The sequence below is a fragment of the Nostoc sp. LEGE 12447 genome (genome assembly GCF_015206985.1).
In the GTDB taxonomy this organism is placed as follows: Bacteria; Cyanobacteriota; Cyanobacteriia; order Cyanobacteriales; family Nostocaceae; genus Nostoc.
The window spans coordinates 64,177-89,016 of record NZ_JADEXT010000033.1 but is presented as its reverse complement, the minus strand read 5'-3'; the positions used below and the strand labels follow the sequence as shown (position 1 = coordinate 89,016).

Here is a 24,840-nt window from a genome sequence, read left to right as displayed (position 1 = left end):
GACCTAGAGCCAGATTCTCACGCGTTACTCACCCGTCCGCCACTAAATCCGAAGATTTCGTTCGACTTGCATGTGTTAAGCATACCGCCAGCGTTCATCCTGAGCCAGGATCAAACTCTCCGTTTTGTTGTGTTTCGAGTTTGTGTATCCGAAAAATATTTTTTCGGAGTCCTAGTTACTAATTTTGATTATTATCTTTTTGGAAATTCCAAAAAGTAAAATCCTTTGACGAGGATTGGTTTTTCTTTAAGCTTTCAAAGTATTATGTTTTTCAGGTTCAGTGGTGGTTGGCTTCTCTCGCCTTTCCACTTAACTAGAGTAACTAGTCATCCCCTAGTTTGTCAAGGGGTAAATTTATTTTTTTTCTAAAACGGCAAATCTCTTGGCTGGCATTACTTTTAAGTGAATGGCTTAAGCAGTACAAGGAAAGCATAGACGAAGTAGCTGAACTTTAAATGTGTAGATAATGCATATAGCTAGTTAGCGTTTCTAGATTAGCTCTGATGCTAGTTAAGTGATTATAGTAATCATTATCGAAAAAGGTAGGAAGCAGTCTTGCTGGAGGGATTTATCCTAAATCCACCTGAACTACCGATATATAAGAATATAAAAGCATAGTTGTTCTAGAGCCTCTGGTTAAAGGCTCTTATTTTATGCTGGATGCCTACCCCACAAGATTCGTTACAGTGAGTCTAGCGCTGTAGACGGATTTCACAATTTATAATAAGTTTTTGAGAAAACGCTAAAAACTAGACTAGGCAATAAATACAGATGATCCGACCGCGTAAGGTCTTTGCTCAACATTGGCTCAAAAGTGAAAAGGCGCTCGATGCAATTATAAAAGCAGCGGAGTGTACAGCAAGCGATCGCTCCGTCAAAGGCGATCGCATCTTGGAAATTGGGCCTGGAACTGGTATTCTAACTCGTCGTTTATTACCCTTAGTGCAGTCTCTGATTGCAGTTGAGATAGACCGCGACTTATGCCATCTGTTGTCAAAGCAACTGGGTAAGACTGAAAATTTTTTATTGCTGCAAGGCGATTTTCTCACCCTGGATTTACCATCTTATTTGGTAGCCTTTCCCAATTTCCAAAAGCCAAACAAAGTAGTAGCCAATATTCCCTACAACATTACAGGGCCAATCATTGAGAAACTACTGGGTACGATCGCAAATCCTAACCCCGAACCATTTGACTCTATAGTATTGCTGGTACAAAAAGAGGTGGCAGAAAGGTTGTATGCTAAACCAGGGTCAAAAACCTTTGGGGCGTTGACCGTGCGGGTACAGTATTTGGCTGAGTGTGAGTTAATCTGCACAGTCCCAGCCTCTGCATTCCATCCAGCGCCAAAAGTTGATTCAGCAGTGGTACGATTACGTCCCCGAAAAATAGAAATACCAGCGCTTAATCCCCGACAGTTAGAGACTTTCTTAAAGTTGGGGTTTGGTGCCAAGCGCAAAATGTTACGAAATAATTTGCAATCTGTTATAGAACGCGATCGCCTGAGCCACTTACTGGAACAATTAAAAATAAATCCCCAAGCCAGAGCTGAAGATATCAGCGTTCAGCAATGGGTAATCCTAGCAAATGAACTGGCAGTAGAAAGTGGGGAGCAGGGAGTAGGAATATAGATGACAAGATAAAATAGATTTTTTCCCATTCCCCAATTCAGCATTCCCCATTCCCCATTCTTATAAAATGCGTTCCTACAGCCTAATTGCCCCTGCTAAAATCAACTTATATCTGGAAATAATTGGGTATCGCCCTGATGGTTATCATGAGTTAGCCATGATACTTCAAAGTATCGGACTTTCAGACAAGATTGATGTGCGTTCCATTAGCACTGACAGCATTCGTGTTCACTGCAACCACCCACAAGTACCGACAGATAAAAGTAATCTGGCATACCGAGCAGCAGAATTAATGGTCAGGCAATTTCCCGAAGCCTTTGCGAAATATGGCGGTGTGGAGATTACCGTCAATAAGCAGATTCCTGTAGCGGCTGGGTTGGCTGGGGGTTCGACGAATGCAGCAGCTGTGTTAGTGGGTATAGATTTACTGTGGAAGTTGGGATTAACTCAGTCTGAATTAGAAGAGTTAGGAGGTACACTCGGTTCAGATGTCCCATTTTGTGTAGCGGGTGGAACTGCGATCGCAACAGGTAGGGGTGAACAACTTTCTCCCCTACCGAGTTTGGATAACATATATATAGTATTGGGGAAATACCGTAGTCTGGAAGTTTCCACACCTTGGGCATACAAAACCTATCGACAGCAGTTTGGTCATTCTTATATTAGAGATACCGATAATTTGGTAGCACGTGCTAGTGCAGTTCATTCAGGAGCAATAGTAAAAGCTATCTTGCATAAAGATACGAGAGAAATTGCCCAAAAATTGCACAATGATTTAGAGCGTGTGGTATTGCCAGCCTATCCCCAAGTTTTGCAGTTGCGAGAAGTGTTTGCAAATCAGGAAGGCGTGTTAGGAACAATGATGTCCGGTTCTGGCCCAACAGTATTTGCTCTTTTTGAGTCTCAACAGCAGGCAGAACTCGTTTTGCAGCAAGTAAGGGAAGCAATTATTGATGAGGACTTAGAATTATTTGTAACTCGGACAATTACGCATGGTATTAAAGTGACATCATCTGTTTAAATAATTATTTTTAATTAATGAAAAATAATGTCCCAACTAAAAATCTGAAATCCAAAATCCTATGAGTGACCAAAATTTAACGCCACAAACGGATACTAAAATGCCGGTAGCAGCAAGTCCGTTACGCTGTCTAATTGGGGCAGTAATTTCTGGAGGAATGGGATATGCAATGTATTCGCTGATGATTGCGATCGCTACAAATTTTGCTGCTAAACCCCTCCATTCAATTAATCCATTAGTAATTAAAATTTCCTCTGCTGTTCGGACTCTGGTTGTTGGTGTAGTTGCTTTAGGAAGCGGAATATTTGGTATAGTAGCAATTGGTTTGTTGGCTCTGGGAGTGCAATTATTAATGCAGCAGTTGAGCAAGCAAAAAAGTAGTGAAAACTAGTAATTTGCTTTTAATCAGCAACCTAAAGGTACAAGTTTTTCTAATGCACCATGATTTTTGATCAATTGTAGCTTCGCGTTTTTAGAAGACTGAAAAAGTTGTTGCTGTTTTCTCCAAGTTTTGGGAGAAAGCCCGTGGTGTTGACGAAACTGACGAGAGAAATGACATGTATTTTGATAGCCCAGTGCAATAGCAATCTGGTCGATTGTCTGATTAGTATCTCTAAGTAAAGGACGTGCTGCTGCCATTCGACGCTTAACAATCCAAGCGTTTACAGTTTCTCCTGTTTGTTTGGCTACTCGGTTAGTCAAGTAAGCAGGCGAATAACCAACCGCAAGAGCCACATCAGACAAAGTAATTCCTTGGCGATAATTAGCTTCAATAAAGTCGAAAACCGCTTTCAGTTGGGGAACAGATGGAAAAATAGACTCAGAGTTGAACGATGAAGGTGGTGATTGAGCGGCTTGATGAGAGTTAGTAGCGTACCAATACCTCAAAAAAGCTTGCTTTTCTAATCGGACAGCGATCGCTCTGAGCAAATCTTCTATACTAGAGGGTTTAGTCAGATAATCATCCGCTCCCAACTCCATACCTTTGCGAACATCTGTTTGAGTATTACTCCCAGTCAAAAAAATGAAAGGAATAATTGCTGTGTGAGGATCTTGGCGCAACCTAGCCAAAACGGTGTAGCCATCCATATCTGGCATTTGAATATCGCAAATCACTAAGTCGGGTAAATGCTGTTGTGCTTTCTGGATACCAGCTACTCCATCTTCAGCACCTATGGTGTCAAAACCTTGAGCCTCAAGAACCTCTAAGAAGAGATTGCGAGTAACAGCATCATCTTCAATTACAAGAATTTTTTTCGACGATTCGTATCTCATTTTTCCATCACTAGGATTTTTGTGGCAGGGAATGATGACCAAATTCTATGCCGAGTCATTTGTCAAAAAAGTTATGTGTGTTGAGTTGAAAATGATTATTAATTAACAACTCAGAACACTACCATTAGGAAACCAGCAAATCTCTAATTCTGGCTGTAGCACCAATGAAGAGTTAGATTGAACTAACGTAATAAAGGCCAGAATCCATATCCCTAGTCACTCGGTTAAATAAGTCAGTGCTATAGCCATTGATGAGTTGCTAATCATAAATTTCTAAAATCATCATGGTGCTATTGGCTATTTATAAATAAATGGAATTCAAAAGAATCAGAAGTTATTTAGTGCTTTTAAAGATAATTTTAACAATAAAAATAGAGATTTTTATATTGGTAATATAAAGATATTATTGCTAGATACATAAGTAAGCACTATCTTACTATTCATTCAATATTAGAAGAGTAAAATAGTGTTTATTTTTACTGACCGATAATTATTTTTTATAAATTAAAACCAAATATATAAGACTTGATATTATAGTCAAAATTAAAATATCAAAAAACTACCTTTTTTATCCTTTTGACTATATTAATAAAATTAAGGGCAATATCTGATGTTTATGCTTTAACCTAATTCACATAGATATACATAACTGACTTGAACCCATTAGATATAACAATAATGCAGTTTTTAGCCATCTTCAGGAATTTATCTCTGAGAAAGATTTTGATCATCTCTTTCAAAGTTATATCCAAAAATGCAATAAATAATATGCTGCAAAACTCTATACTAATTTTGATTTCAGCTAATCATTTATAACTGTTATGCAATCAAGATAAGAACCATAAGTCAAAAACTTTAGTGCATAATAAAATAATTTTGTCAATTCTAATTTAGGTATATTTGTTCTAAGACTTATAGTTTTAATAAGTAAATTATTGCTCATTAATTTAACTGACCCTAAATTTGCTCACTTAGGTATCTAATAACATGATTGGACAGCTTGTCATCTGTCACAAGGAGTAAATTATTTTTATCGCTCATGCACTTATAGCTTACAAATATTCCAAAAGAAATAGGAAATATTAAGCAAGGATGTATTGATAAATACAATTTATGATTTTTTTGTGTACTTATACCTTCTGAAAGGTCTAATTAGAGGACATTGCAAGAGAAGTTCAATAAAATCACATCTCTTTACTACATATATAAAACTTAATAAATTCCATATCACCTTTCCAAAGTCTAAGTTGGTTTGACGCTAATGAAAATAAATAAGATTTCAAAAGCGAAAAAATAGACATATCTATCAAAAAATCGTTCATATACTCCTTTGCTAAAGATTGAGTAAGCTTAACGAAGAAGCAGCTTCTGCAATACGGTTTATCTGTAAGAGCGGGTTTAACAAGATATTTTATGATCCCGGTTAATCCCGCCCCTACTTTCAATATAAAGTTGTAATAGTTATTAACTTTATTTAAGTTTACTTAAGCATTATTGTGTAATCTTGTTATTTCAGATATGGACAATGCTCTTGAATAAATTGTAGCAAATGATGTGATTCGTGGAGTCAAATATTAAACATTTATAATAGTTAATCATTTTTAGAATAAGTCCAGCTGGTATTTATTATGATAGATGTGCAGACATAAAAGCTAGATAAATTGCTGGATTGGAGAAAGGAAAAAGAAGATAAATGTTGCCAAATGCAAAACAGTTTTTATTTACATGCAAGAGTGTATTTTATGACTCAAAATATCACTAATTATCAAACAGAAACGGTTAAAAAAATCAACAATGAACAAATTGAGCAAATTCTCAAAGCGATTATTGCTGGGAAATATTCCTGGGCATGTGTTTTAATTCTGCGTTTTGCTGGGTACAATCCCATAGACTATATACCTTACCGCACCTACATTCGACTGCTCAAAAATAACTACTTAGTTGAAAGTTCAAAAGAAAATATAACTGATACTAAGGCTGTAGAAGCGTTAAGTCTAAAATCGACCTGGCTTCATCTTTGAAAAAGAAAATAATCAAGATAGAACGATTACTCTAAATGAATGTCAGAAATTGAGGCTATTTCAAGGAAATTGACCACAAAGTTCCACGAGGCAAGGATGAAGACTAAAAACTTTAAATGTTCGGTTGTTTACAGATATATATTTGTTAAAGGCATTTTCACAAAGGCCAATTAAGAAGAATATCTGTTAGATAGCCTGAAATTTTATAATTCATACTTTTTTGGTCACGCCATCCTTAGCAATTATGACTTACCCAGTTACTACCCCTAATAATTATTTGCAACCTACTCTGAAAGAGATTATATGGCAGAAAAAGCATGAAGTTGCACAAATCCAGCAAGAGATGTCTTTGGCTTCTTTGCAACGCCAGTTAGCTGCTGCGCCGACTGTGCGAGATTTTATCTCTGCTTTGCAACAGAGTCATTACCGACCTTCTATCATTGCAGAGGTGAAAAAAGCATCCCTAATTCATGGAATTATTAAAGCAGACTTGGACTCAGTAGCGATCGCTAAAGCTTATGAACGTGGTGGCGCAACTTGTATCTCTGTCTTCACCGATCAGAAGTTCTTTTATGGCAGCTTTGAAAATTTACGCACCATCCGCTACCGGGTAAAATTGCCTCTACTGTGCAAGGAGTTCATTTTAGATCCCTGCCAAATTTATTTAGCACGGGCAGCAGGCGCAGATGCGGTGCTATTGATTGCGGCAATTCTCTCAGATAAGGAACTTCAAAACTTTTTGCGAGTGATTCACTATTTGGGAATGAATGCTTTGATAGAAGTCCATACTTTAGCAGAACTAGATCGGGTGCTAAAGCTGGATGATGTACGCCTAATAGGAATTAACAACCAAAGTCTAGAAGATTTTAGCGTCAATATTGACACAACTAAGCAACTACTGGCAGCTAGGCGATCGCAACTACAAAGCTTGGGTATTATCGTTGTTAGTGAGTCTGGCTTGTATACACCTGCTGATTTATCCCTTGTAGCTGAAGCTGGTACACATGCCGTTATACTTGGCGAATCTCTAATTAAACAAGAAGATATACAACAGAGTGTGCGTAATCTGCTCAAACCTACAGCTATTTTCAGATAAATAGACAAAATTCTGTATATCTTTCTTTACCGCATTCTTGCTTCTCTAATCAAGCTTTTTGGGATTAGCGTAGACGCGGAGGGGCTTATCGTCAGACATCGCTCATTGAAAAGCAGATGTTGTAATTTTGGTGTATAGTGTAACCCTCGACTTTAAGAGATTTTGGGTTGACACTTTATAGACTGGCCGAAGATTCATAAATTTATACGGAATTAATACCAGCAACACTGAAATCGATAGCAACAACATCACTTATGAGCAAAATTATGAACACAACTAAAAGATATTTTTTACCCCTGATTTTTGTGACAATGGTTGTCAGCCTCAGCAGTTGTAGTTCTAACCCCACCGCTCGTAAAATTGACAGCCCAACGCCATACCCTACAACAACACCAACGAATACCGTATCTTCTCAGACTTCTAGCCAAATTCCTAGCGTAGCTCAGTTGAGAGAAAAATCTCCTAATCAAGAATCTCCTAAAGAAAATACACCTTCCTCATCAATTCCTAAAGCTGTCACTAGCAAAACTACTGATGTCACGCTATACACAAGTGATACTCAGTGTCAAGAATTCATTCCTGAAAAAGTTTCAGTACCAGCCGAAGAACCAGTTACAAACGTAGTAAGTAAGATTTTAGAAAAACGAGATACAAGCGACTTTAGCTTGTCTGGATATCGCGTCAACATCAAAAATGGCGTTGCTACAGTTGATCTCCGAATATCTCCGGAGTCAAAGCGGCAAATAGCTTCTCTTTCTAGCTGTGAACAGTTTGCTCTATTTGGCAGTCTCCGCAAAACCTTAACGAGCAATAGTCAATGGAATATTAAAGAGGTTCGCTTCACTGAACGAGGTGAGGATATTGTTCTTTAGCTAAAGATAGTAGTAAGTGCCGTCATTAGCTAGCTAAAAAGATTTTCAATCTGAACAGCCACAGGACTTATAGATCAGCAGTTGCCAAAACAGTATATGTTTTAGCCAATTGAAAACATCTGTAAATAGTGGTATAATTTACATCAGCCTTAAGTTTATGGCAGCAATTCGCGGGCGTAATTCAGTGGTAGAATGTCATCTTCCCATGGTGAACGTCGTGGGTTCGAGTCCCATCGCCCGCTTTAAAATTTAGAATCTAAACTACCAATATAATTGTTTATGTTGGTATGGTTGGTTTTGAGTTTGTGGAACCAGACTTACTCGGCTTCTAGAGTCTGCGATCGCTATTACTACACTACAAATACTACAGGTTGCCCATAAAGCGACGAAATTCAATAGACTAATATTTCCATTGGGAATTGTCAGATGCAGGGAGTAAAAACGTCTAGACGCTCGCTAATAGATGACGGCTAATGGTAAAAAACAATTAGCGATTAGCAATTAGCACTATGGCAAATTTTCTCCAACCGCCAAGATTACGCATTGGTCAAGACACTGAAGAAGAACGACGCGCCACTTGGCTAGAACTTTTTTATGATTTGGTTTTTGTAGTTGCAGTTTCTCAACTCGCCCACAATCTCAACGAGGATATTTCTCTATCAGGATTATTTGGGTTTGTAGTTCTATTTATACCAGTTTGGTGGTCATGGATTGGTACCACATTCTACGCCAACCGTTTTGATAGCGATGATGTAGGACATCGATTACTGATTGGTATACAAATGCTCACAGCAGCAGCAATGGCTATTAATATCCACCACGGTTTGGGTGAGAGTTCCCCTGGTTTTGCCATTTCTTATGCTCTCGGCCGGGCTGTACTTGTAATAGAGTATATCCGTGCTGGAAGACATATTCCCTCCGCACGTCCTTTAACTACTCGCTACGCTATTGGTTTTGCGATCGCAGCCTTGTTTTGGTTGATATCAGCATTTGTACCCATTCCTTGGCGGTTTGGATTTTGGGCATTAGGAATCATTATTGACTTTGCTACACCTTTAACAGGATACAAGTTTCAAATAGGGTTACTTCCCCATGCCTCCCACTTACCAGAACGTTTCGGGCTATTTACCATTATTGTCTTGGGTGAAGCAATCATTGCAGTGGTCAATGGTGTTTCTGAGCAGAAATGGGATATTTTAACTGTGATTTCTAGCGTGTTTGGTCTGATCATCGCCTTTAGCTGGTGGTGGGTTTATTTTGATAATTTGGGTGGTAAACCTATTGAGACGGCGCGGACAGAAGGAAAGGTAAGTGTTGTCAATCTCTGGTTATACACCCATTTACCGCTAGTGATTGGGATTACTGCTGCTGGTGTTGGTGTAGAACAAATTTTGTTAAGTAAGGCAACTTTAGCATTACCCGATTCCCAGCGATGGCTCATCTGTGGTTCAGTAGCATTATGCTCTCTGGCTGTTAGTATTCTTCACCGATTTGGAGTAATCCGCTATTGCAAAATTCGTTCCCAGTACCGACTTGGAGGTGCAGTTATGCTGCTAGCGATCGCTATCTTTGGCAAAGGTTTGTTACCTGTTGCAGTCATTGCCCTTGTAGCTGTAGTTTCTGCTGTCCAAGTCGTTCAAGATTTGTATCAGAGTCGTCCCACTACCCGCTTAGTTGACCCGGAAATTTAGTTTAGGGACTTCCAAAAAATAAATTATCCCAACTTATTTGTTGATTTGTAGGGGCACACAGCAAGCTGTGTGCCCCTACTCAATTTATAGTCGTCTATCAGAGGTAGCAGAACCAAAGGAGGAATGTCATCATTAGAAGACGTACCTTTAGGTATTTAAGTCAAGTAGGCGAAATATTTATTAATATTATAAATAGGCAGTGTAAATTCAACGGCAGGAGTCAGAAAAAATTCTTAGTGGCAGGTATTTCGCATTAATCATCAAATTTCTCAACAACGGGACAGAAGCTCATGAAAGACCAGAAACCATCAGACTCTAAGCAATTCGTCGGAAATCTCAAGAACGGGATTTGGCTGTTTGGACTATCATCTTGGGTATTTGGGATTACCGATCGCAGTATTGCTTCATTTGCAGATGGCTATCTATCAGCTTTAGACTTGACGCAACTATTCACTGCGGCTACATTCTTTGTGGCGTGGCTATTTTTGAAACCAGCATCCAGAGTTTAAGATCGGCGGCTGGTCGAGTATCAAGTCACTCTTAACGCTAGTACTGTAAAGATTCGGAAAGTTAGGATATCGTCAGAGTCGGGCAAGTAAGCTCGTGGATTGTACTTATGATGGGTTCGGGAATTTTCACCATCCAGACTTCTCAAATTGTTGCTAGATTGGATCTTTTTCCTTTTGAGGTGAGAGTTATAGCTTTTTTGATTTGGGTGTATCTAAAAAAATTTTCTAATTTTCCGGAATTGATTATGCTCAGGTGGTAGTCTCTATCAGACAAGCGATTTATACTGAAACTCTATAACGAAACCTTCGGGGTATATAACCCCATATTAAAAGCCCGGTCTTCATGACCGGGCTTTTATTAACACTTAGGAGTTAGGAATTGTTCTTAACTCCCAACTACTAATTAAATTAGGCAAAAGCAGCAGTTGTTACATCGTTATTCGATAGAATTTCTTGTAACTCTTCGGCATCTACCGTTTCTTTCTCAACCAACATTTGGGCGATTTGATCTAAAATGTGGCGGTTGCCTACTAACACTTCTTTAGCGCGTGTATAGGCTACATCCACAAGTTTGCGGACTTCTTCATCAATGGCGGCAGCAGTTTCTTCAGAGAAATCACGCTCTGACATGATATCCCTTCCCAGGAACATGTTACCTTGCTGACGACCAAGGGCGACTGGGCCTAAGCGATCGCTCATCCCAAATCGGGTAATCATCTGACGCGCAACCCGTGCTACTTGTTGAAGGTCATTAGAAGCACCAGTGGTAACTTCTTCTTCACCAAAGATTAATTCTTCAGCAATCCGTCCACCCAAAGCTACAGCCATCTGATTTTCCAGATAAGCACGGCTGTATAAACCAGTATCCATCCGGTCTTCGCTGGGGGTAAACCAAGTTAAACCACCTGCTCGACCACGAGGGATGATGCTAATCTTTTGTACTGGGTCATAGTCTGGCATTAAAGCACCAACTAAAGCGTGACCAGCTTCGTGATATGCCACCAAGGTTTTGCGCTTTTCGCTCATTACCCGGTCTTTCTTCTCTGGCCCAGCTAATACGCGATCAATCGCGTCATTGATTTCATCCATCGAAATCTCAGTCAAATTCCGGCGTGCTGCCAGAATTGCGGCTTCATTCAACAGGTTAGATAAATCTGCACCAGTAAATCCAGGGGTACGACGGGCGATTTTATCCAAATCCACATCTTTCGCCAAGGTTTTGCCACGGGCGTGAACCTTGAGAATTTCACTGCGTCCGGCGTAGTCGGGACGGTCTACCACAACTTGACGGTCAAAGCGACCAGGACGTAATAGGGCTGCATCTAGAACATCAGGACGGTTGGTAGCGGCAATGATGATGATGCCTGTATTACCTTCAAAGCCATCCATTTCGGTTAGCAACTGGTTGAGGGTTTGTTCCCGCTCATCGTTACCACCACCTAAGCCTGCACCCCGTTGACGACCTACAGCGTCAATTTCATCGATGAAGACGATACAAGGAGCATTGGTCTTAGCTTGTTCAAATAAATCGCGGACGCGGGATGCACCCACACCTACGAACATTTCTACAAATTCTGAACCGGAGATTGAGAAGAAGGGTACACCTGCTTCACCAGCTACGGCACGAGCTAGGAGGGTTTTACCTGTACCAGGAGGGCCAACTAACAGTACACCTTTAGGAATTTTTGCACCAACGGCGGTAAAGCGATCGGCGTTTTTCAGAAAGTCTACAACTTCGTTTAATTCCAACTTGGCTTGGTCAATACCAGCTACATCGCCAAATGTCACCTGAGTTTGTGGTTCCATTTGCACTCTGGCTTTGGATTTGCCAAAGTTCATCGCTTGGCTACCTGGGCCACTTTGAGCGCGACGTAGCAAGAAGAATAAGCCAACTAAAAGCAATACAGGGAAAAATAAGCTACTTAGTGCCTTAAACCAAAATCCTTCATCGGTTTGGGGCAATACAGAAATATCAACGCCTTTAGAAGTCAAAGTATTGATCAAGTCTGGATCGTTGACTAAGGTAACAATCCGTTTAGCTGGGTCATATTTGGGTGTAACCAGTGCTGTGGAACGGTCTGCACTCAAACTGACTTTTTCTACTCTGCCTTGTTGAACTTCTTGAATAAAGCGACTATATCGCCATGTCTCTCTACTTTGGGGTTGTTTGTCAAAAAATGCTGTTCCCAGCGCAATTACGACAATAAACAGCAGCGCGTACAGCCCTGCATTTCTCCATCTTTTATTCACTAAGGTCTATCCTCCGGTATTTTTCGCGCGGTCGCCTAGCGTCTCTGATCGCAAAGGTGATTATTAAGAATTATGTTAACTTATCTTAAGATATAACAAATTTGGCGTGGTTGTCATGCTAAAAAAAGCTCCCTTATTAGCTGAAAACTATGATGGTAGGGATTACATTGTAGCGACCCTGAAGGCAGATGAACGGTATGAATGGGAATAATTTCTACCACACTATTAGTGTAGGCGATCGCTTCAAATCTCTGGACTAACTCGGCACTCCAAGTTTCTTCTCGCACTGGCTGTTGGTGCTTTTGCAACCAGTTTACAAGTTGCGATCGCCCAATTCCCGGCAAAATTCCGGCTGTCAAAGGTGGTGTGTACCAACTGCGATCGCACCATCCCCAAAGGTTGCCTGTACTGGTTTCTAGCCAATTTCCTTGAGTATCGACTAATATTGCTTCTTGAGCATCTGAGCTAGTTTTTGCCAACCAAGCACTTAAATAATTTCCAGTTTTATGAGAAGGGAGAGAACGATAAAATTCCGAGCTGGCAACGGCACACACTACACCATTATTTTGTTTTTCTGTCAAATCCTGTGGTAAAAATCTACCTGTTATCCATTCCCGTCCATCGGAAAAAAGGGTAATTCTGAGAACGGGGAAGTGTGCAAGGAGAATTTGAGCGCCTTGAAGTAGACGGTTCCAGTCTGGTTGCTGCCAACCAAAAGATTGGATTGAGAAAAGTAAGCGATCGCAATGTGCTTGCCAATTAGTTAAATTACTATCTAGGGAGTTCTCATAAACCCGCAACGTTGTAAAAACGGTAGCCCCATAAAGTAAACCCGGATCGTTAATGTTTAGTTCTAGGGTTTGAGAGTGAATTAATTTGCCGTCATACCAAAAAATATTATTTGTCACAACCAAATTGCTTATCGTTACAACTCCATTGAAAAGTGATGACTTGTAATACTCATACGCTGCATGAGATAAAACCTGTGAGCTGCAAATCGCTGAACACCAGAATCAAGACTCAGGTGTTTACACTCATGATTTCTGGCATATTCAATTAGCCACTGAAATAACTGTTGACCATAGCTATGCGTAGGCGTAGCCCGCCGTAGGCATCGTTTCAACTCATCAACAACTAAATCATCAATGTATAAAAGCCTACCCAATGCTAAACAAGTAGAAATGCGAAATCCAGTTACTGCTACAGCTTGCTTTTCTACCTCCAAAAATGCAAGTTGATATCCTTCTTTCATTTGATATCGAACTTGTTCTACAAAGTTATCCTGCTCAAGGTGAGGGCGCAACTGAGAGATAACAGGAAAACACCCTAATATTTGAAAGTCAGATTCTGCCAATTGTATTGACATCAGTATTACCTTACTCAATCATGTATGAAAAACTTGAAAATAATTGAGCGAATATAATCCTCTATTACACTTGCAATATTTAATCTTTAGGGGGAAATATAATTTTATTAGTCCCTTCGGGAGTTGTAACTATTTTTCCTCCCAAAGCTTCGATTTCCTTAATTGCGCGTTTCTGAGTTCTCTCATCAGCATGATTATTTAAAACCATTGACCATGTAGAAATTTGAGCATATTTACTATTAGGATTTCGACTCAGAAATTCCGCAGTTCTTTGGGAAGTATTAGCTATAAGCTGACTCTCTGGATCTGAAAATTTACTCGCCCAGTTTGCCGCCATTGCAAAAGACTGTTGGGCAGCTTTAGCATTGCCTAAAAATAATAACTCATCGACTCCTTTATAACGCCAAACATAATAAGACCTTTCGGGAACTGAGGGAGATATTGATTTTAAGCCTTTCTCTGATAGTGCGATCGTGCGTTCTGGCATAGCAGCATACAATGAAGTACTGATAGAAAGACTCTGATACGCTGCTAAAAATCGTGGGTCACGTTCTAAAATTACTTCAAAATATTCTGGACTTAAACTATAACCTGTTTTATCCCGAACTTCATCATCTCCGAAGTACTGCAAGAAATTGAGATATATTAAATCTGCAATTAAATTGTCATAACCAAAAGTAGGCATTTTTTTGAGAAAATTCAAACGGAGATGTTCTGATTTTATTTCTTTTTTCAGACTCTCTAAAGAGGCAGATTGTTTTCTATCTATAAGTGTTTGCAATTGAGGGAATTGAATCAAGCCAATTCCTAAAATAGACACACAAATTATCAAAGGTGTAGCTATGGCTTTACGCTGCAACAACATATTTTTCTTGTCTTATCAGGCAGAAGCAACTCATTATATATAATATACTTCTTATAAAATTACTCAGCTATATAGTCACAGAAGAGTATCCATTGAGCAGCTACTATCGCAGTCTATCTTTACTTCAAGAGAAACTGAAAACGGGTAGAACCGCAAGTCAAGCTAAAAAAGTATTATATTATACATGGTGTAAAGTATGTAGGGCATGATTTATGCTTTCTTATTTGCAAAATCTAAATAAATTATTTTCTTTTTTGAGATGAAATTAGCTGCTACAAATTCTAGCTTTACTTCTCTTAAGTTCCTTTGATATTACTGAGTTTTGTTAAGTAACAGTAGTAAGATTTAGAACATCATTTAGAATAAAATTTTGTTCGCAATTAGACCTGTTGTGTCCTTAATCTTATGCTAGATACTGTAGTTACGAACAACTTGGAAAATAATAGTCTATCCATTCAGGCAAAAAATAGTGATTTTAAAACAATAGTTACTAATCTTAATGCCGATAAAAAAGGACTGGATGTTGATGAAATTATTGATGCCATCAAAACAGTAATAGTTGAAGCTATTGATTTAAAAATTACTACTTGGGTAGCAGAGTCATCCGATCAGCAACAAAATGACATAAAAGCAGCCAAACCAGGTAATCGAATATATACCCGAATTAATCTTGTTAGTGGTGATATCCAAAATGAGATTGGTAGTCAATTTACTGATAGTGGCCCCTATAAAGAAATTCGCGAATTTCATTTGACTCAAATTAGAGATGGTCGGGAGATTATTCACAAGAACATAGAAAGTGTGGAAAAATTGTATGGATTTTTTATGGAAATTGTGAAAAATCGCAAAAAATCAGAACTTTAAGCATTCTTTGTTAATTACCCATTTAAGCTAAAATAGCTACCGAAACCTAGCCAAATCGTTAAGTTTATTTACTTGTATCTAGCTATTAATAAAATGCTACAGCCAGAACTGTGAGAGGTGAAACTATGGCTAATAATATTCAAACTAAAGACCAAAATGGTATTCAGACTCGAAACCGAAATGTTGCTCAACCTCAAGATATTCAAAACCAAGCTAGAGTCTTGTTAAACAATTTAGTATCTTCTGTACAGACATTAGTTTCTGACATCACAGCCTTAGAAGTAAATACGATGGTTGTAGATAGAATTAATGCTTCAAAGTTTAATGCTTGGGAGGCATATCAAGAAATTTATTCTATACACGATCCTGATTACTTTGAGGCAAAAGGTATTCCAGAAGAAGGTTCTCAAGCTCAAGAACTGCACAAGCGTTATAGAAGTCTATTTAACCAAATTGAAAGAGAATATTTTTACCTTCTTCTTGAAGAAGGTTCAGATTTTTATAATCCACAGGATGAGCGTGTAAAACGATATCGCCAGAGGCTTGAATATGCGAAGAAACATCAAACAAACCTAGTCGAAGCCGATCAGGAGAATGTTAAGCTAGCTCAACCAATACTACCTGCTCCAACTCCCGTTCTTGATGACAAAGATGGAAACAATCAAGAAGATTGGATTGAAACTTTTAAAGAGATTCAAAGACTTTTAAATAATGATAAATTTGTTCGTACTTTACGTAAAATGTATGAACTTAAAGCTGCACTTGATGGTGGTAATGTGAAAAGTACCAAAACTGATATTATTTTCGCTCAAACTGTCATGCAGTTAGATGGAGATATTATTACTCGTTACCATAAAGAACTGTTTACTCTATCTGAAGACGCTAAAAATCTCATCATTAATACACATAATCAAGGAGTTATTTCTGGAGAAAAGCAGTGGCGTGGAACATTTAGTTTTTTGATTAGTTTGGTACAGGGTATCGCAAATTTATCTCGATAATGAACGCCAACATAACAAAAACAGACAACCAAGCTGATGTTGTACTCTCTCTATTTCTACAAGTTCCTCAAGGCGATCGCTTTGAACTTAAGGTTGAGCGATCGCAGTGTAGTTTTTACCTAAATGAGACAGTTGTAGAACAGATTCAGCAAGCACAAAAAACTGGTATTTCTCTATACATTCCGCCAAAACTGATAATTCCTCTTTTGTATTACGCCTGTTTCGGCAATAATGTTGTATTTGGAAATAAAAAAGAAGTTACTGAAAAAGAAGTTAGTAATTTTTTTTACGTTACTATTATAGTCAATATTATAAAATCTTTTCTAAGTAAAACTGCACGGGGCAAAGCAAGTTTACAGTCTGGACTCACCTTTAATTCTTACTATGAGCAGCCTGAATCAGTTTCAGATGCTTATAAAGAGAAAGATATCATTTTGCAAAGCACTATCCTTCTTCATGGTGATATATTCCACAAAATCAAGTTGGATTTTATACAAAATTCCAACTGTTCCACAATTATTTCTGCTCATTATTGGCTAACTGAACAAATACTAAGTTGCTTTTGGACTAAACTAAATCCGCTAGTTTGGGAGATAGCTTCGCTGTTTCCTGCTGGTTTGATTGTCTCTAGTTTATATACAGCAAACGCAATACTATCAATATTTGCTTTCATAGGCTTCACTATACTATTTGCTACTACTCGCTATGTACTTATAAATCAGCTTCAAAGACGTACTTCCATCAACTCTAAATTTATAAATTGGTTGGCATGGACGCTGATTTGTATTATCCCTATCTTTGTTGTTGGTGCTATTCATAGTTTTAGGGATGTTAATGCATTATTTTTGTCATTCTTGTCACTTATTGCCCCAAAAATTTCAGAGTATATTTTAAATTTTATAAGACCAATATCTGGAAAATTTATCCTACGTCGGTTACTATCGAATGTAGATTAAGCATAATGCAAAACTCCTCTACAAATTCTTAAGAGGAAACTCTTAAACGAAGCTAGTTTAGCCAACTCTTACAATAAGTTGGCTTTTTGATAATTTTTAGTTTTTCAATATTTGCCAACAATGTTGAGCGATCGCCCAATCTTCTTGAGTATGAATAACTAATACCCGTACTGTTGAGTCAGTTGTAGCAATATCCTCATCCACAGGCTGCTGTTGATTTTTCTGAAGGTCAAGTTTCAATCCCAAAAAACCGAAGGCTTCACAGGCGGCTTGGCGAATTTCCGCAGAGTGTTCACCCACACCTGCTGTAAATACCAAAGCATCTAATCCACCCAAACTGGTAAGCATTGCACCGATACCAGAACGCAGACGATGCACGTAGATATCCCATGCCAATTGAGCGCGGGAATTACCTTGAGCGTTGGCGTAGCCCGTCGTAGACATCGCTTCTCTCACTTCGCGCATATCGCTAGACACACCCGAAATTCCCTTTAACCCAGAAGCTTTATTTAATATCTCATCCAACTTTTCGACGGAATAATCGCAGTACCGCAACAGATAAATCAGAATTCCCGGATCAACTGAACCAGAACGACTACCCATCATCAATCCTTCTAAGGGCGTGAATCCCATTGTGGTATCAATACTGCGGCCGTTTTTTATCGCCGCCAAAGAACAACCATTACCCAGATGACAGGTAATTAACCGCTCAGGTGGAACATCGCGACCGAGAATTTGGGCAGCACGTTGAGAACAGTATTGGTGACTGATACCATGAAACCCATAGCGACGGATTCCTTGCTCTACCCACTCATAAGGGCCGGGATAGATTGCGACTGCATCGGGGAGAGTGGCATGAAATCCAGTATCAAAGACTGCTACTTGGGTAACATCTTTTAAGATTTCTTCAATTGCTTCTATACCTTCCAAAGCTACTGGATTATGTGCTGGAGCAAGGTTAGATAAGCTAGCGATCGCCTTTTTGACATCCTCCGTAATCACCACACTATCTCGATAATCCTCTCCACCATGTACTATCCGATGCCCCACAACATCGATTTCTGACAATCGGTCTATTACTTTGGTAGCGCCATCACTCAGAGTATGAAGCATATAGGTGAGGTGTGCCTGTGGGGAATCATCAGAGATGGTTTCTTGCAGTGTTGCACCTGTAGCAGTTTTCACCTCAATTTCTGCCACACCGCGATCTTGAGTCCAGTTGATTTTCCCTTCCCAAAGGGGTTGAGATGCTTGGGTGGAGAAAGCCTCATCTGTAATCTCATACAGACAACTTTTTTGGGTACTCGATCCGGCATTCAGCACCAATATCTTCATAGGACAACATAAAAACATGACCTCCTTTGATCATGTCACTAAATGTAGCCTAATGCTTCTAGCCTATACGCATAATATGCGGCAAAGGTGTGTTTCCAGCGCTAAAATTTATTGAATCTATACCTTGGAGATGTTTCAGGTAGAGGAAATTCCTTTAAGTAAAGCTGCGTTACCTCTCTCAAGCTAGAAATTGCCTGTTCGATTGTCTCTCTCTGATCAACCTACCAACTTCGGGACACTCAGCTATATACATATCGTCCTCTTTATAAATGAGGACTGCAAAGCTGCGAGTTTTCATCGTACTGTATCTTCGTTCGCTTCAAGGTTTTGTCTCATCTCTGCACCGACGGCGCGAGCAGCCGGATCTGAACTTTGTAGTAGTGTACTTGACACATTGTGCTGCTCAACTTGGCTTCGGTTTTGACTAAGTTTGTACTTACCTTCCAAACGTGTAACAGTTATTTCAAATCCCACAATTCCATTCATCATACCTTCACGAAATCCGTTAGGTAAACTGTGCCAATGCGATTTGTAGTCAGCTTCATAGGTGTCTATCATCTCGTTTATCATTTGGTTCATTGATTCTGGGGAGTCATTGAGCATAATAACTTTGGGAATACCATAGGCGTGAACAGCAATATAGTTCCACGTCGGTACGCTCTCATAATTTTCATACAAGGTAGGAGAAATGTAAGCGTGTGACCCAGTGAAGATAGCAAGTGATTCAGTATCGAGGGCTTGCGATTGAGGATTTTGCTTTGCCAGATGACCAATTAATTTAATATTATCCTCTTGCATTGCAATAACAAGAGGAACGTGTGAAGCATAAGGTACACCGTCTACTATCGATACCAATGTAGCAAAACTATTCGCTTTCATAAAGGCGATTAGTTTATCTACATTATTTTCTTGAAAAGCAGTTGGTCTATACATGGCTATTTAACCTTACTATTAACTTATAAAAGTCTCGTTAATTCTCCTTTATATAGCAACTCAAGAATGCCAAATTTCTAATACCCCTGCTCTCAATTCGGCAACCCCTCAACCCGCATCAAATCCAATTTCCGCTCAAATATTTCATCAATTTGCAACATTTGACCATCAACAGTCATAAACTTATGGTCTTTTGTTGCCCGAATCAATGAACCATCTTCCAAACAATACTCAAACACCTCTTGTTGTCCGCGATCGTGCCACTGTGCTATGGGTTGTGTGTAAATATTCCCATTATTATCAACGCTATACACAGTACATTCAATACGTTTTTCTACAATTTTCCCAATCGGCAACAATCCATATTCTACTGTCAATATTTCCGTTTCATAGCTTAAACAATATTCAGCAAACTTCAACATTTGCTCAAATAATTCATCCGCAACTTTTTTCGGAACACCATTTTTCGCTGCGCCATCCACGAATTTTTCTCGCTGCTTTTGCATCTCAGAAACTTTCTTTTTACCCATCGCCCGACGCAGCAAGTCAGCTTGTCCTAAAGAATATCCAGCCATATCCTGAGCAATTTTCATGATTTGCTCTTGATAGACCATAATTCCGTATGTTTCGTCTAATATTGGTTCTAAAACAGTGTGTTGATAATCAATATTCTCTCGACCATGTTTGCGGTTAATAAACTTAGGAATCAGACCCGCATCTAATGGGCCCGGTCGATAAAGTGCCAAAATTGAAGAAATATCTTCTATATTAGAAGGCTTCAAATCTCGCACTATCTGACGCATTCCCGAAGATTCTAATTGAAATATCCCTTCTAACTCACCTGCTTCTAATAATTCATAAGTTTTTTGTACATCTTTAGGTAAGCTGCTATGTTCACCTTTAGCTAATATCTTCTGGGCTTTTCTTTCCTGGCGAGGAATTTCATCAGGATCGACCCGATATCCTCTCGTTTCTTGAATCAAATCAACGGTCTTTTGAATCAGGGTCAGGTTGCGTAAACCCAGAAAATCCATTTTTAACAAACCCATTGATTCTAGGTCTTCCATGAAATACTGGGTAATCACGGAACCGTCATTATTCTTCTGTAGCGGGACAATTTCATCAAGTGGTTCGTCTGAAATTACCACCCCGGCCGCATGAACACCAAAGGTTTTGTTAGTTCCTTCAATTCGCATCGCCATATCAAGCCAATGGCGAACATGGGGTTCTTTATCATATTTCTCTTTAAACTCTGGTTCTGGAGTTTTATCGGAAACCATCACCTTGAGTTTTGTTGGTTTCCCTCGCACTACAGGAATTAATTTCGCCATTTTGTCAGCTTCCCCGTAGGGAATATTCAATACTCTGGCGACATCTTTCAAAACTGCCTTAGAAGTTAGACGGTTAAAAGTAATGATTTGGGCAACTCTATCTGCACCGTATTTCTCAGTGACATATTCAATAACTTTATCCCGTTGTTCAATACAGAAATCCGTATCAATATCAGGCATTGATTTCCGTTCGGGGTTCAAAAAACGTTCAAATAGTAGCCCATGATGCACAGGGTCAATATTAGTAATTCGCATTGCATAAGCAACTAATGAACCAGCCGCCGAACCCCGACCTGGGCCCACAGGAATATTATTATCTCTAGCAAATTTGATATAATCCCATACAACTAAAAAGTATTTGGAAAAACCCATCTGCTGAATCATTTTCAGTTCGTATTCCAATCTTTCTTTATAGACAGAATCGACTTCTTGGCGAGATTTGCGATTTAACCGTTCTAAAAGTCCGTTCCATGCAACATCTTCGGCGTAAGTGTCAGCAGTATGACCGGAGGGAATGGGGGGTGTAGGAATCTGAGGCTCACCCATAATATGGTAAGGCTCGACTTTATCAGCGACTTCTTCAGTAGTGGCTACAGCTTCAGCAATCACATCATCTGGCAAATGGTCACGAAATAGCTGCCGCATCTCCTCACCAGATTTGAGATACTCTGTGCCGCTATAACGCATCCGCTTATCTTCAATAATTAATTTGCCAGTTTGAATACATAGCAAAGCGTCGTGGGCTTCAACGTCAAAACAAGAAATAAAATGTGAATCATTAGTAGCAATAATTTGAATGTCTAGTTCTCTAGCAATTTTCACTATTTCTACATTCACAATTCGGTCTTCTTGGGAGCCGTGATCTTGAATTTCTAGATAATAATCATCACCAAATACATCTTTATACCACTGAGCAACTTTCCGGGCTGCATCTGGTCTATTACTGAGAATCGCTTGGGGAACTTCTCCACCTAAGCAAGCACTGGTGACAATCAAGCCCTCATGGTATTGTTTTAGTAAATCTTTATTAATACAAGGACGTGAAAAAATTCCTTTGCCTTGAACACCTTGAAGATGAGAAATTGTGGTTAATTTAACTAAATTTTTGTAACCTTTGGTATTTTTAGCTAAAACGACTTGATGATATTTTGGGCGACGTTCTTGTTTTTCGATATCGCCATTAATTACATACATTTCATTGCCGATAATCGGCTTAATATTTTGACTACGGCAGATTTTGATCAGTTCAACAGCTCCATACATGACACCATGATCGGTAAGAGCGATCGCTTTCATCCCCAGTTTGATCGCTTGATCCACCAACTCTGGTAGCTGACTTGCCCCATCTAGTAGACTATAGTCACTGTGAATATGTAAAGGCACAAAGGACATAAGCATCTCCAACCACAAGCCAAGATATCTTTAGGGGCCTACCTTGTGGTATACCCTTTCAAGCCGGATTTTGCAAAGCAACGGAATATTACATTAGCAGTTTTTACCTAAAATTAAAGCTGTTCTTTTTCCGAAATTGTCACTGTCATCAGTGTTGTTTTAATAGTTACAGCAGTTAATCAGCATCTAACTAATGAGTGAAACAGAGAGTACTACTTCGCCTGAAACCAAAGCTAGCCCTTGGTGGCAGCGTATCCCTCTCACATTGCAAATTCTCATCGCCCTAGTAGCCGCAGTCAGCATTGGAATTGCCCTTGGTGCGGGAAATCCCAATCCCAGCAATGCCACCTTAATCAATAATTTAGCAATTCCGGCTGAATTGGTGCTAAAGGCTCTCCGCGCCTTAGCTACGCCCCTGATTTTGGTAGCAGTGCTGCATACCTTAATGACTACCGATATCCCCGGTACAGCCGGACGGCGGCTGGCAGTGCTACTTTTGACTAACACTACCGTAGCTATTTTAGTGGGACTTTTGGTAGCGAATGTGCTGCGTCCGGGAACGTGGGGCAATGTAGCTACCTCAACAACCACAGAAATACCTACTCAAAGTCTAGACCCTTGGGGAATACTCAAAGATGCTGTACCCGAAGCTGTCCTGAAGCCATTAGTTGATAATAATGTCATTCAACTAATTGTTATTGCCCTAAGTTTTGGCATCGTCCTGCGGGGATTAAAATCTGAACAAATTGCCCAAGGGAAAAAAGGATACCAACCGATAGAAGATGTCATCGGGATTTTATTCGAAGCGGTAGTCGGTGTCCTCAACTGGGTAATTGCCTTAGTGCCTTTCGCCGTCTTTGGAATTGTTGCTAAAACAGTTGCTATGCAAGGATTTACACCATTTAAATCATTGGGTGCATTTATCTTAGCGGTGCTGTTAGCGCTGGCATTACAGGCGTGTTATTACCTCACTAGAGTAAAATTTGGTTCTTGGGTACCCCCATTAAAATTCCTAGCTGGCGGTTCTGATGCCTTTTTAACAGCTTTTTCAACTTCTTCCTCTGCGGCGGCAATGCCAGTAACTTTTGAGGTTTTGCAAACAAAAGTTGGTTTAAGAGAATCTTCTGCTGCTTTGGGGGCATTAGTAGGGGCAAATTTCAATAATGATGGCACTGCCCTTTATGAAGCAATGTCTGCGTTGTATATTTCCCAACTAATTGGGCAACATCTGACTCTAGGACAGCAGTTAATTGTCATTCTGACCTCGATTTTTGCATCTGTAGGTGCGGCGAATATTCCCAATGCTGGACTGGTAACGATGACACTAGTGTTCACTTCTGTAGGCTTACCTACCCAGTACATTGCTTTGCTAGTTACCATCGACTGGTTTTTAGATCGCTGCCGCACCGCGATTAATGTCATGGGAGATATGACTGTCAGTGCTTTACTTGACGGCAAAAAGCCTCGTTCTGTAGACGAGGCTTAGTTTAAAGCTTTTCAGGTAGCTAATGCTGTTGGGGTCCTTTGGCATCACATTCTTTAGCCCAACAGCGTTCTAGAAGTCGAAGCCGCCAGATCAATGCAAAGCGTTGGGGATTCAATACTAATTTAGTATCGTGACTAAATAAAGGCTGGTTCAGATACTGCCAAAGGGGAAATTTAATTTTGGTGTGTTTTGGAGTCATAAGAACAACAAATATTATAAAAGTTTAGCGACCATAGTCGGCATTTTGTCTAGCAATTGCCTGATAGTGTTTTTCTAGTTAAAGACTACACTGCGGTTTTGCAATTGTCCTGGTGGCAATTGCGGAATTTCAGCAAGTGAATTTATATTATTTCCGCTTTAATACTGAAATTGCACTTACCTCTGACCATTGATGACATCAGTTGAGTTGTCAAAACCATTGATATTAGAGTTGTCGGGAAATAGGATGATAAATTTCTTAAAGCCTTATATAGTAAGCGTTTATAGTATTTCGTACAGGAATGGCTGTAACTTTTGCCTGGAAATCTTTACAGTCATTTTTTTGTTATTACCCGACAAGTCTATTATTTTTCAGGTCATTCAGAAAGGTGACTGTGTTTTTGTTGAAGATGTTGCTTTGGGTGGAGTTGGCCTTCAGGATATCAAAGCTGTCAATAATTGTAGTTGTCCCATTAAACAGGATATTACTCACTGCTGATAGGTTATCTAGTTTTTCTAGAGCAAAGTTTTGCAGGATAACTTTTTCATCAGCCATCCCTTCAAAAGTTATTTCCAGATTGTTACTATTCTGAGTGAGTAGTAGATTTCGGGTAGTTAGAGGATATTTTAAAAGTTGCAAAATATAGCTTCCAAACTTATCCTCAAAAGTTAAAGAGGTTTTAAAACCCCCATTTCCTTGTAGGGAATAGGACTAGGGGGTTAAGTTTCCGACACTTAGAAGTTAGCAA

The 24,840-nt window shown here is 39.4% G+C and carries 22 protein-coding genes, 1 tRNA gene and 1 rRNA gene; 13 read left to right on the top strand and 11 right to left on the bottom strand.

The window, feature by feature from the left end; translation table 11 throughout:
• Positions 1 to 126, bottom strand: a 16S ribosomal RNA gene (locus IQ274_RS26585); the annotation flags it as partial.
• Positions 127 to 771: 645 nt separating this feature from the next.
• Between IQ274_RS26585 and rsmA the strand changes: the two genes are divergently transcribed.
• The 3 genes from rsmA (at position 772) to IQ274_RS26570 (ending at position 3,041) form a co-directional block, all read left to right on the top strand.
• The gene (gene rsmA / locus IQ274_RS26580) at positions 772 to 1,629 is read left to right on the top strand and encodes a 16S rRNA (adenine(1518)-N(6)/adenine(1519)-N(6))-dimethyltransferase RsmA (RefSeq protein ID WP_194143967.1); all 858 of its coding nucleotides are present in this window, start codon (positions 772 to 774) and stop codon (positions 1,627 to 1,629) included.
• Positions 1,630 to 1,696: 67 nt separating this feature from the next.
• Positions 1,697 to 2,650, top strand: coding sequence for a 4-(cytidine 5'-diphospho)-2-C-methyl-D-erythritol kinase (gene ispE, locus IQ274_RS26575; protein WP_194143966.1), 954 nt, complete (start codon positions 1,697 to 1,699; stop codon positions 2,648 to 2,650).
• Between the two features lie 61 nt (positions 2,651 to 2,711).
• A complete protein-coding gene (locus IQ274_RS26570; RefSeq protein ID WP_163939325.1) occupies positions 2,712 to 3,041 on the top strand; it encodes a DUF3082 domain-containing protein in 330 nt (109 codons plus the stop codon).
• Between the two features lie 14 nt (positions 3,042 to 3,055).
• Here the strand turns inward: IQ274_RS26570 and IQ274_RS26565 are convergent, their stop codons facing one another.
• Complete coding sequence (locus IQ274_RS26565) at positions 3,056 to 3,925, bottom strand: response regulator (RefSeq protein ID WP_114086267.1); 870 nt, start codon at positions 3,923 to 3,925, stop codon at positions 3,056 to 3,058.
• A gap of 1,742 nt (positions 3,926 to 5,667) precedes the next feature.
• On the opposite strand from IQ274_RS26565, the gene IQ274_RS26560 reads away from it, so the two are divergent.
• From IQ274_RS26560 to IQ274_RS26535, 6 genes are all read left to right on the top strand, one after another.
• Positions 5,668 to 5,946 (top strand): HetP family heterocyst commitment protein, encoded by a 279-nt coding sequence (locus tag IQ274_RS26560; RefSeq protein WP_163931971.1) that lies wholly within the window; start codon positions 5,668 to 5,670, stop codon positions 5,944 to 5,946.
• 244 nt (positions 5,947 to 6,190) lie between these two features.
• The gene (trpC, locus tag IQ274_RS26555; protein WP_163931968.1) at positions 6,191 to 7,042 is read left to right on the top strand and encodes an indole-3-glycerol phosphate synthase TrpC; all 852 of its coding nucleotides are present in this window, start codon (positions 6,191 to 6,193) and stop codon (positions 7,040 to 7,042) included.
• A 254-nt stretch (positions 7,043 to 7,296) separates the two neighbouring features.
• Positions 7,297 to 7,914, top strand: coding sequence for a GerMN domain-containing protein (locus IQ274_RS26550; RefSeq protein ID WP_163931964.1), 618 nt, complete (start codon positions 7,297 to 7,299; stop codon positions 7,912 to 7,914).
• A 170-nt stretch (positions 7,915 to 8,084) separates the two neighbouring features.
• Positions 8,085 to 8,156, top strand: a tRNA-Gly gene (locus IQ274_RS26545).
• A 267-nt stretch (positions 8,157 to 8,423) separates the two neighbouring features.
• Positions 8,424 to 9,605 carry a low temperature requirement protein A gene (locus tag IQ274_RS26540; RefSeq protein WP_194143965.1) on the top strand — a complete coding sequence of 394 codons (1,182 nt, stop codon included), beginning with the start codon at positions 8,424 to 8,426 and terminating at the stop codon, positions 9,603 to 9,605.
• 290 nt (positions 9,606 to 9,895) lie between these two features.
• On the top strand, positions 9,896 to 10,114 hold the full coding sequence (locus IQ274_RS26535) for a hypothetical protein (RefSeq protein ID WP_012411184.1): 219 nt from the start codon (positions 9,896 to 9,898) through the stop codon (positions 10,112 to 10,114).
• Positions 10,115 to 10,522: 408 nt separating this feature from the next.
• On the opposite strand, the gene ftsH3 is transcribed toward IQ274_RS26535, so the two are convergent.
• From ftsH3 to IQ274_RS26515, 4 genes are all read right to left on the bottom strand, one after another.
• Positions 10,523 to 12,364 (bottom strand): ATP-dependent zinc metalloprotease FtsH3, encoded by a 1,842-nt coding sequence (gene ftsH3 / locus IQ274_RS26530; protein ID WP_012411183.1) that lies wholly within the window; start codon positions 12,362 to 12,364, stop codon positions 10,523 to 10,525.
• Positions 12,365 to 12,477: 113 nt separating this feature from the next.
• Positions 12,478 to 13,272 carry an aminotransferase class IV gene (locus IQ274_RS26525; RefSeq protein ID WP_322745346.1) on the bottom strand — a complete coding sequence of 265 codons (795 nt, stop codon included), beginning with the start codon at positions 13,270 to 13,272 and terminating at the stop codon, positions 12,478 to 12,480.
• Positions 13,273 to 13,289: 17 nt separating this feature from the next.
• Positions 13,290 to 13,730: a GNAT family N-acetyltransferase gene (locus IQ274_RS26520; RefSeq protein ID WP_194143964.1), complete on the bottom strand. Its 441-nt coding sequence runs from the start codon at positions 13,728 to 13,730 to the stop codon at positions 13,290 to 13,292.
• A gap of 79 nt (positions 13,731 to 13,809) precedes the next feature.
• The gene (locus IQ274_RS26515; protein ID WP_194143963.1) at positions 13,810 to 14,595 is read right to left on the bottom strand and encodes a hypothetical protein; all 786 of its coding nucleotides are present in this window, start codon (positions 14,593 to 14,595) and stop codon (positions 13,810 to 13,812) included.
• A gap of 405 nt (positions 14,596 to 15,000) precedes the next feature.
• Between IQ274_RS26515 and IQ274_RS26510 the strand changes: the two genes are divergently transcribed.
• The 3 genes from IQ274_RS26510 (at position 15,001) to IQ274_RS26500 (ending at position 17,416) form a co-directional block, all read left to right on the top strand.
• A complete protein-coding gene (locus tag IQ274_RS26510; RefSeq protein WP_163931955.1) occupies positions 15,001 to 15,459 on the top strand; it encodes a hypothetical protein in 459 nt (152 codons plus the stop codon).
• Positions 15,460 to 15,584: 125 nt separating this feature from the next.
• Complete coding sequence (locus tag IQ274_RS26505; RefSeq protein WP_194143962.1) at positions 15,585 to 16,460, top strand: hypothetical protein; 876 nt, start codon at positions 15,585 to 15,587, stop codon at positions 16,458 to 16,460.
• Positions 16,460 to 17,416: a hypothetical protein gene (locus tag IQ274_RS26500; protein WP_194143961.1), complete on the top strand. Its 957-nt coding sequence runs from the start codon at positions 16,460 to 16,462 to the stop codon at positions 17,414 to 17,416. The genes IQ274_RS26505 and IQ274_RS26500 overlap by 1 nt, the downstream gene beginning before the upstream one ends.
• Before the next feature lie 96 nt (positions 17,417 to 17,512).
• On the opposite strand, the gene IQ274_RS26495 is transcribed toward IQ274_RS26500, so the two are convergent.
• The 3 genes from IQ274_RS26495 to IQ274_RS26485 form a co-directional block, all read right to left on the bottom strand.
• Complete coding sequence (locus tag IQ274_RS26495) at positions 17,513 to 18,751, bottom strand: acetate kinase (protein WP_194143960.1); 1,239 nt, start codon at positions 18,749 to 18,751, stop codon at positions 17,513 to 17,515.
• A gap of 294 nt (positions 18,752 to 19,045) precedes the next feature.
• A complete protein-coding gene (locus tag IQ274_RS26490) occupies positions 19,046 to 19,684 on the bottom strand; it encodes an FMN-binding negative transcriptional regulator (RefSeq protein WP_194143959.1) in 639 nt (212 codons plus the stop codon).
• Between the two features lie 92 nt (positions 19,685 to 19,776).
• Positions 19,777 to 22,407, bottom strand: coding sequence for a DNA polymerase III subunit alpha (locus IQ274_RS26485; protein WP_194143958.1), 2,631 nt, complete (start codon positions 22,405 to 22,407; stop codon positions 19,777 to 19,779).
• Positions 22,408 to 22,600: 193 nt separating this feature from the next.
• On the opposite strand from IQ274_RS26485, the gene IQ274_RS26480 reads away from it, so the two are divergent.
• Complete coding sequence (locus tag IQ274_RS26480) at positions 22,601 to 23,893, top strand: dicarboxylate/amino acid:cation symporter (RefSeq protein WP_163931938.1); 1,293 nt, start codon at positions 22,601 to 22,603, stop codon at positions 23,891 to 23,893.
• A 19-nt stretch (positions 23,894 to 23,912) separates the two neighbouring features.
• Here IQ274_RS26480 and IQ274_RS38100 read toward each other — a convergent pair whose 3' ends face one another.
• Both IQ274_RS38100 and IQ274_RS26475 read right to left on the bottom strand, forming a co-directional pair.
• Positions 23,913 to 24,092 carry a hypothetical protein gene (locus tag IQ274_RS38100; RefSeq protein ID WP_012411172.1) on the bottom strand — a complete coding sequence of 60 codons (180 nt, stop codon included), beginning with the start codon at positions 24,090 to 24,092 and terminating at the stop codon, positions 23,913 to 23,915.
• A 348-nt stretch (positions 24,093 to 24,440) separates the two neighbouring features.
• Entirely contained in the window at positions 24,441 to 24,731 is a 291-nt protein-coding gene (locus tag IQ274_RS26475) for a hypothetical protein (RefSeq protein ID WP_194143957.1), read from the bottom strand.
• Between the last annotated feature and the right edge of the window lie 109 nt (positions 24,732 to 24,840).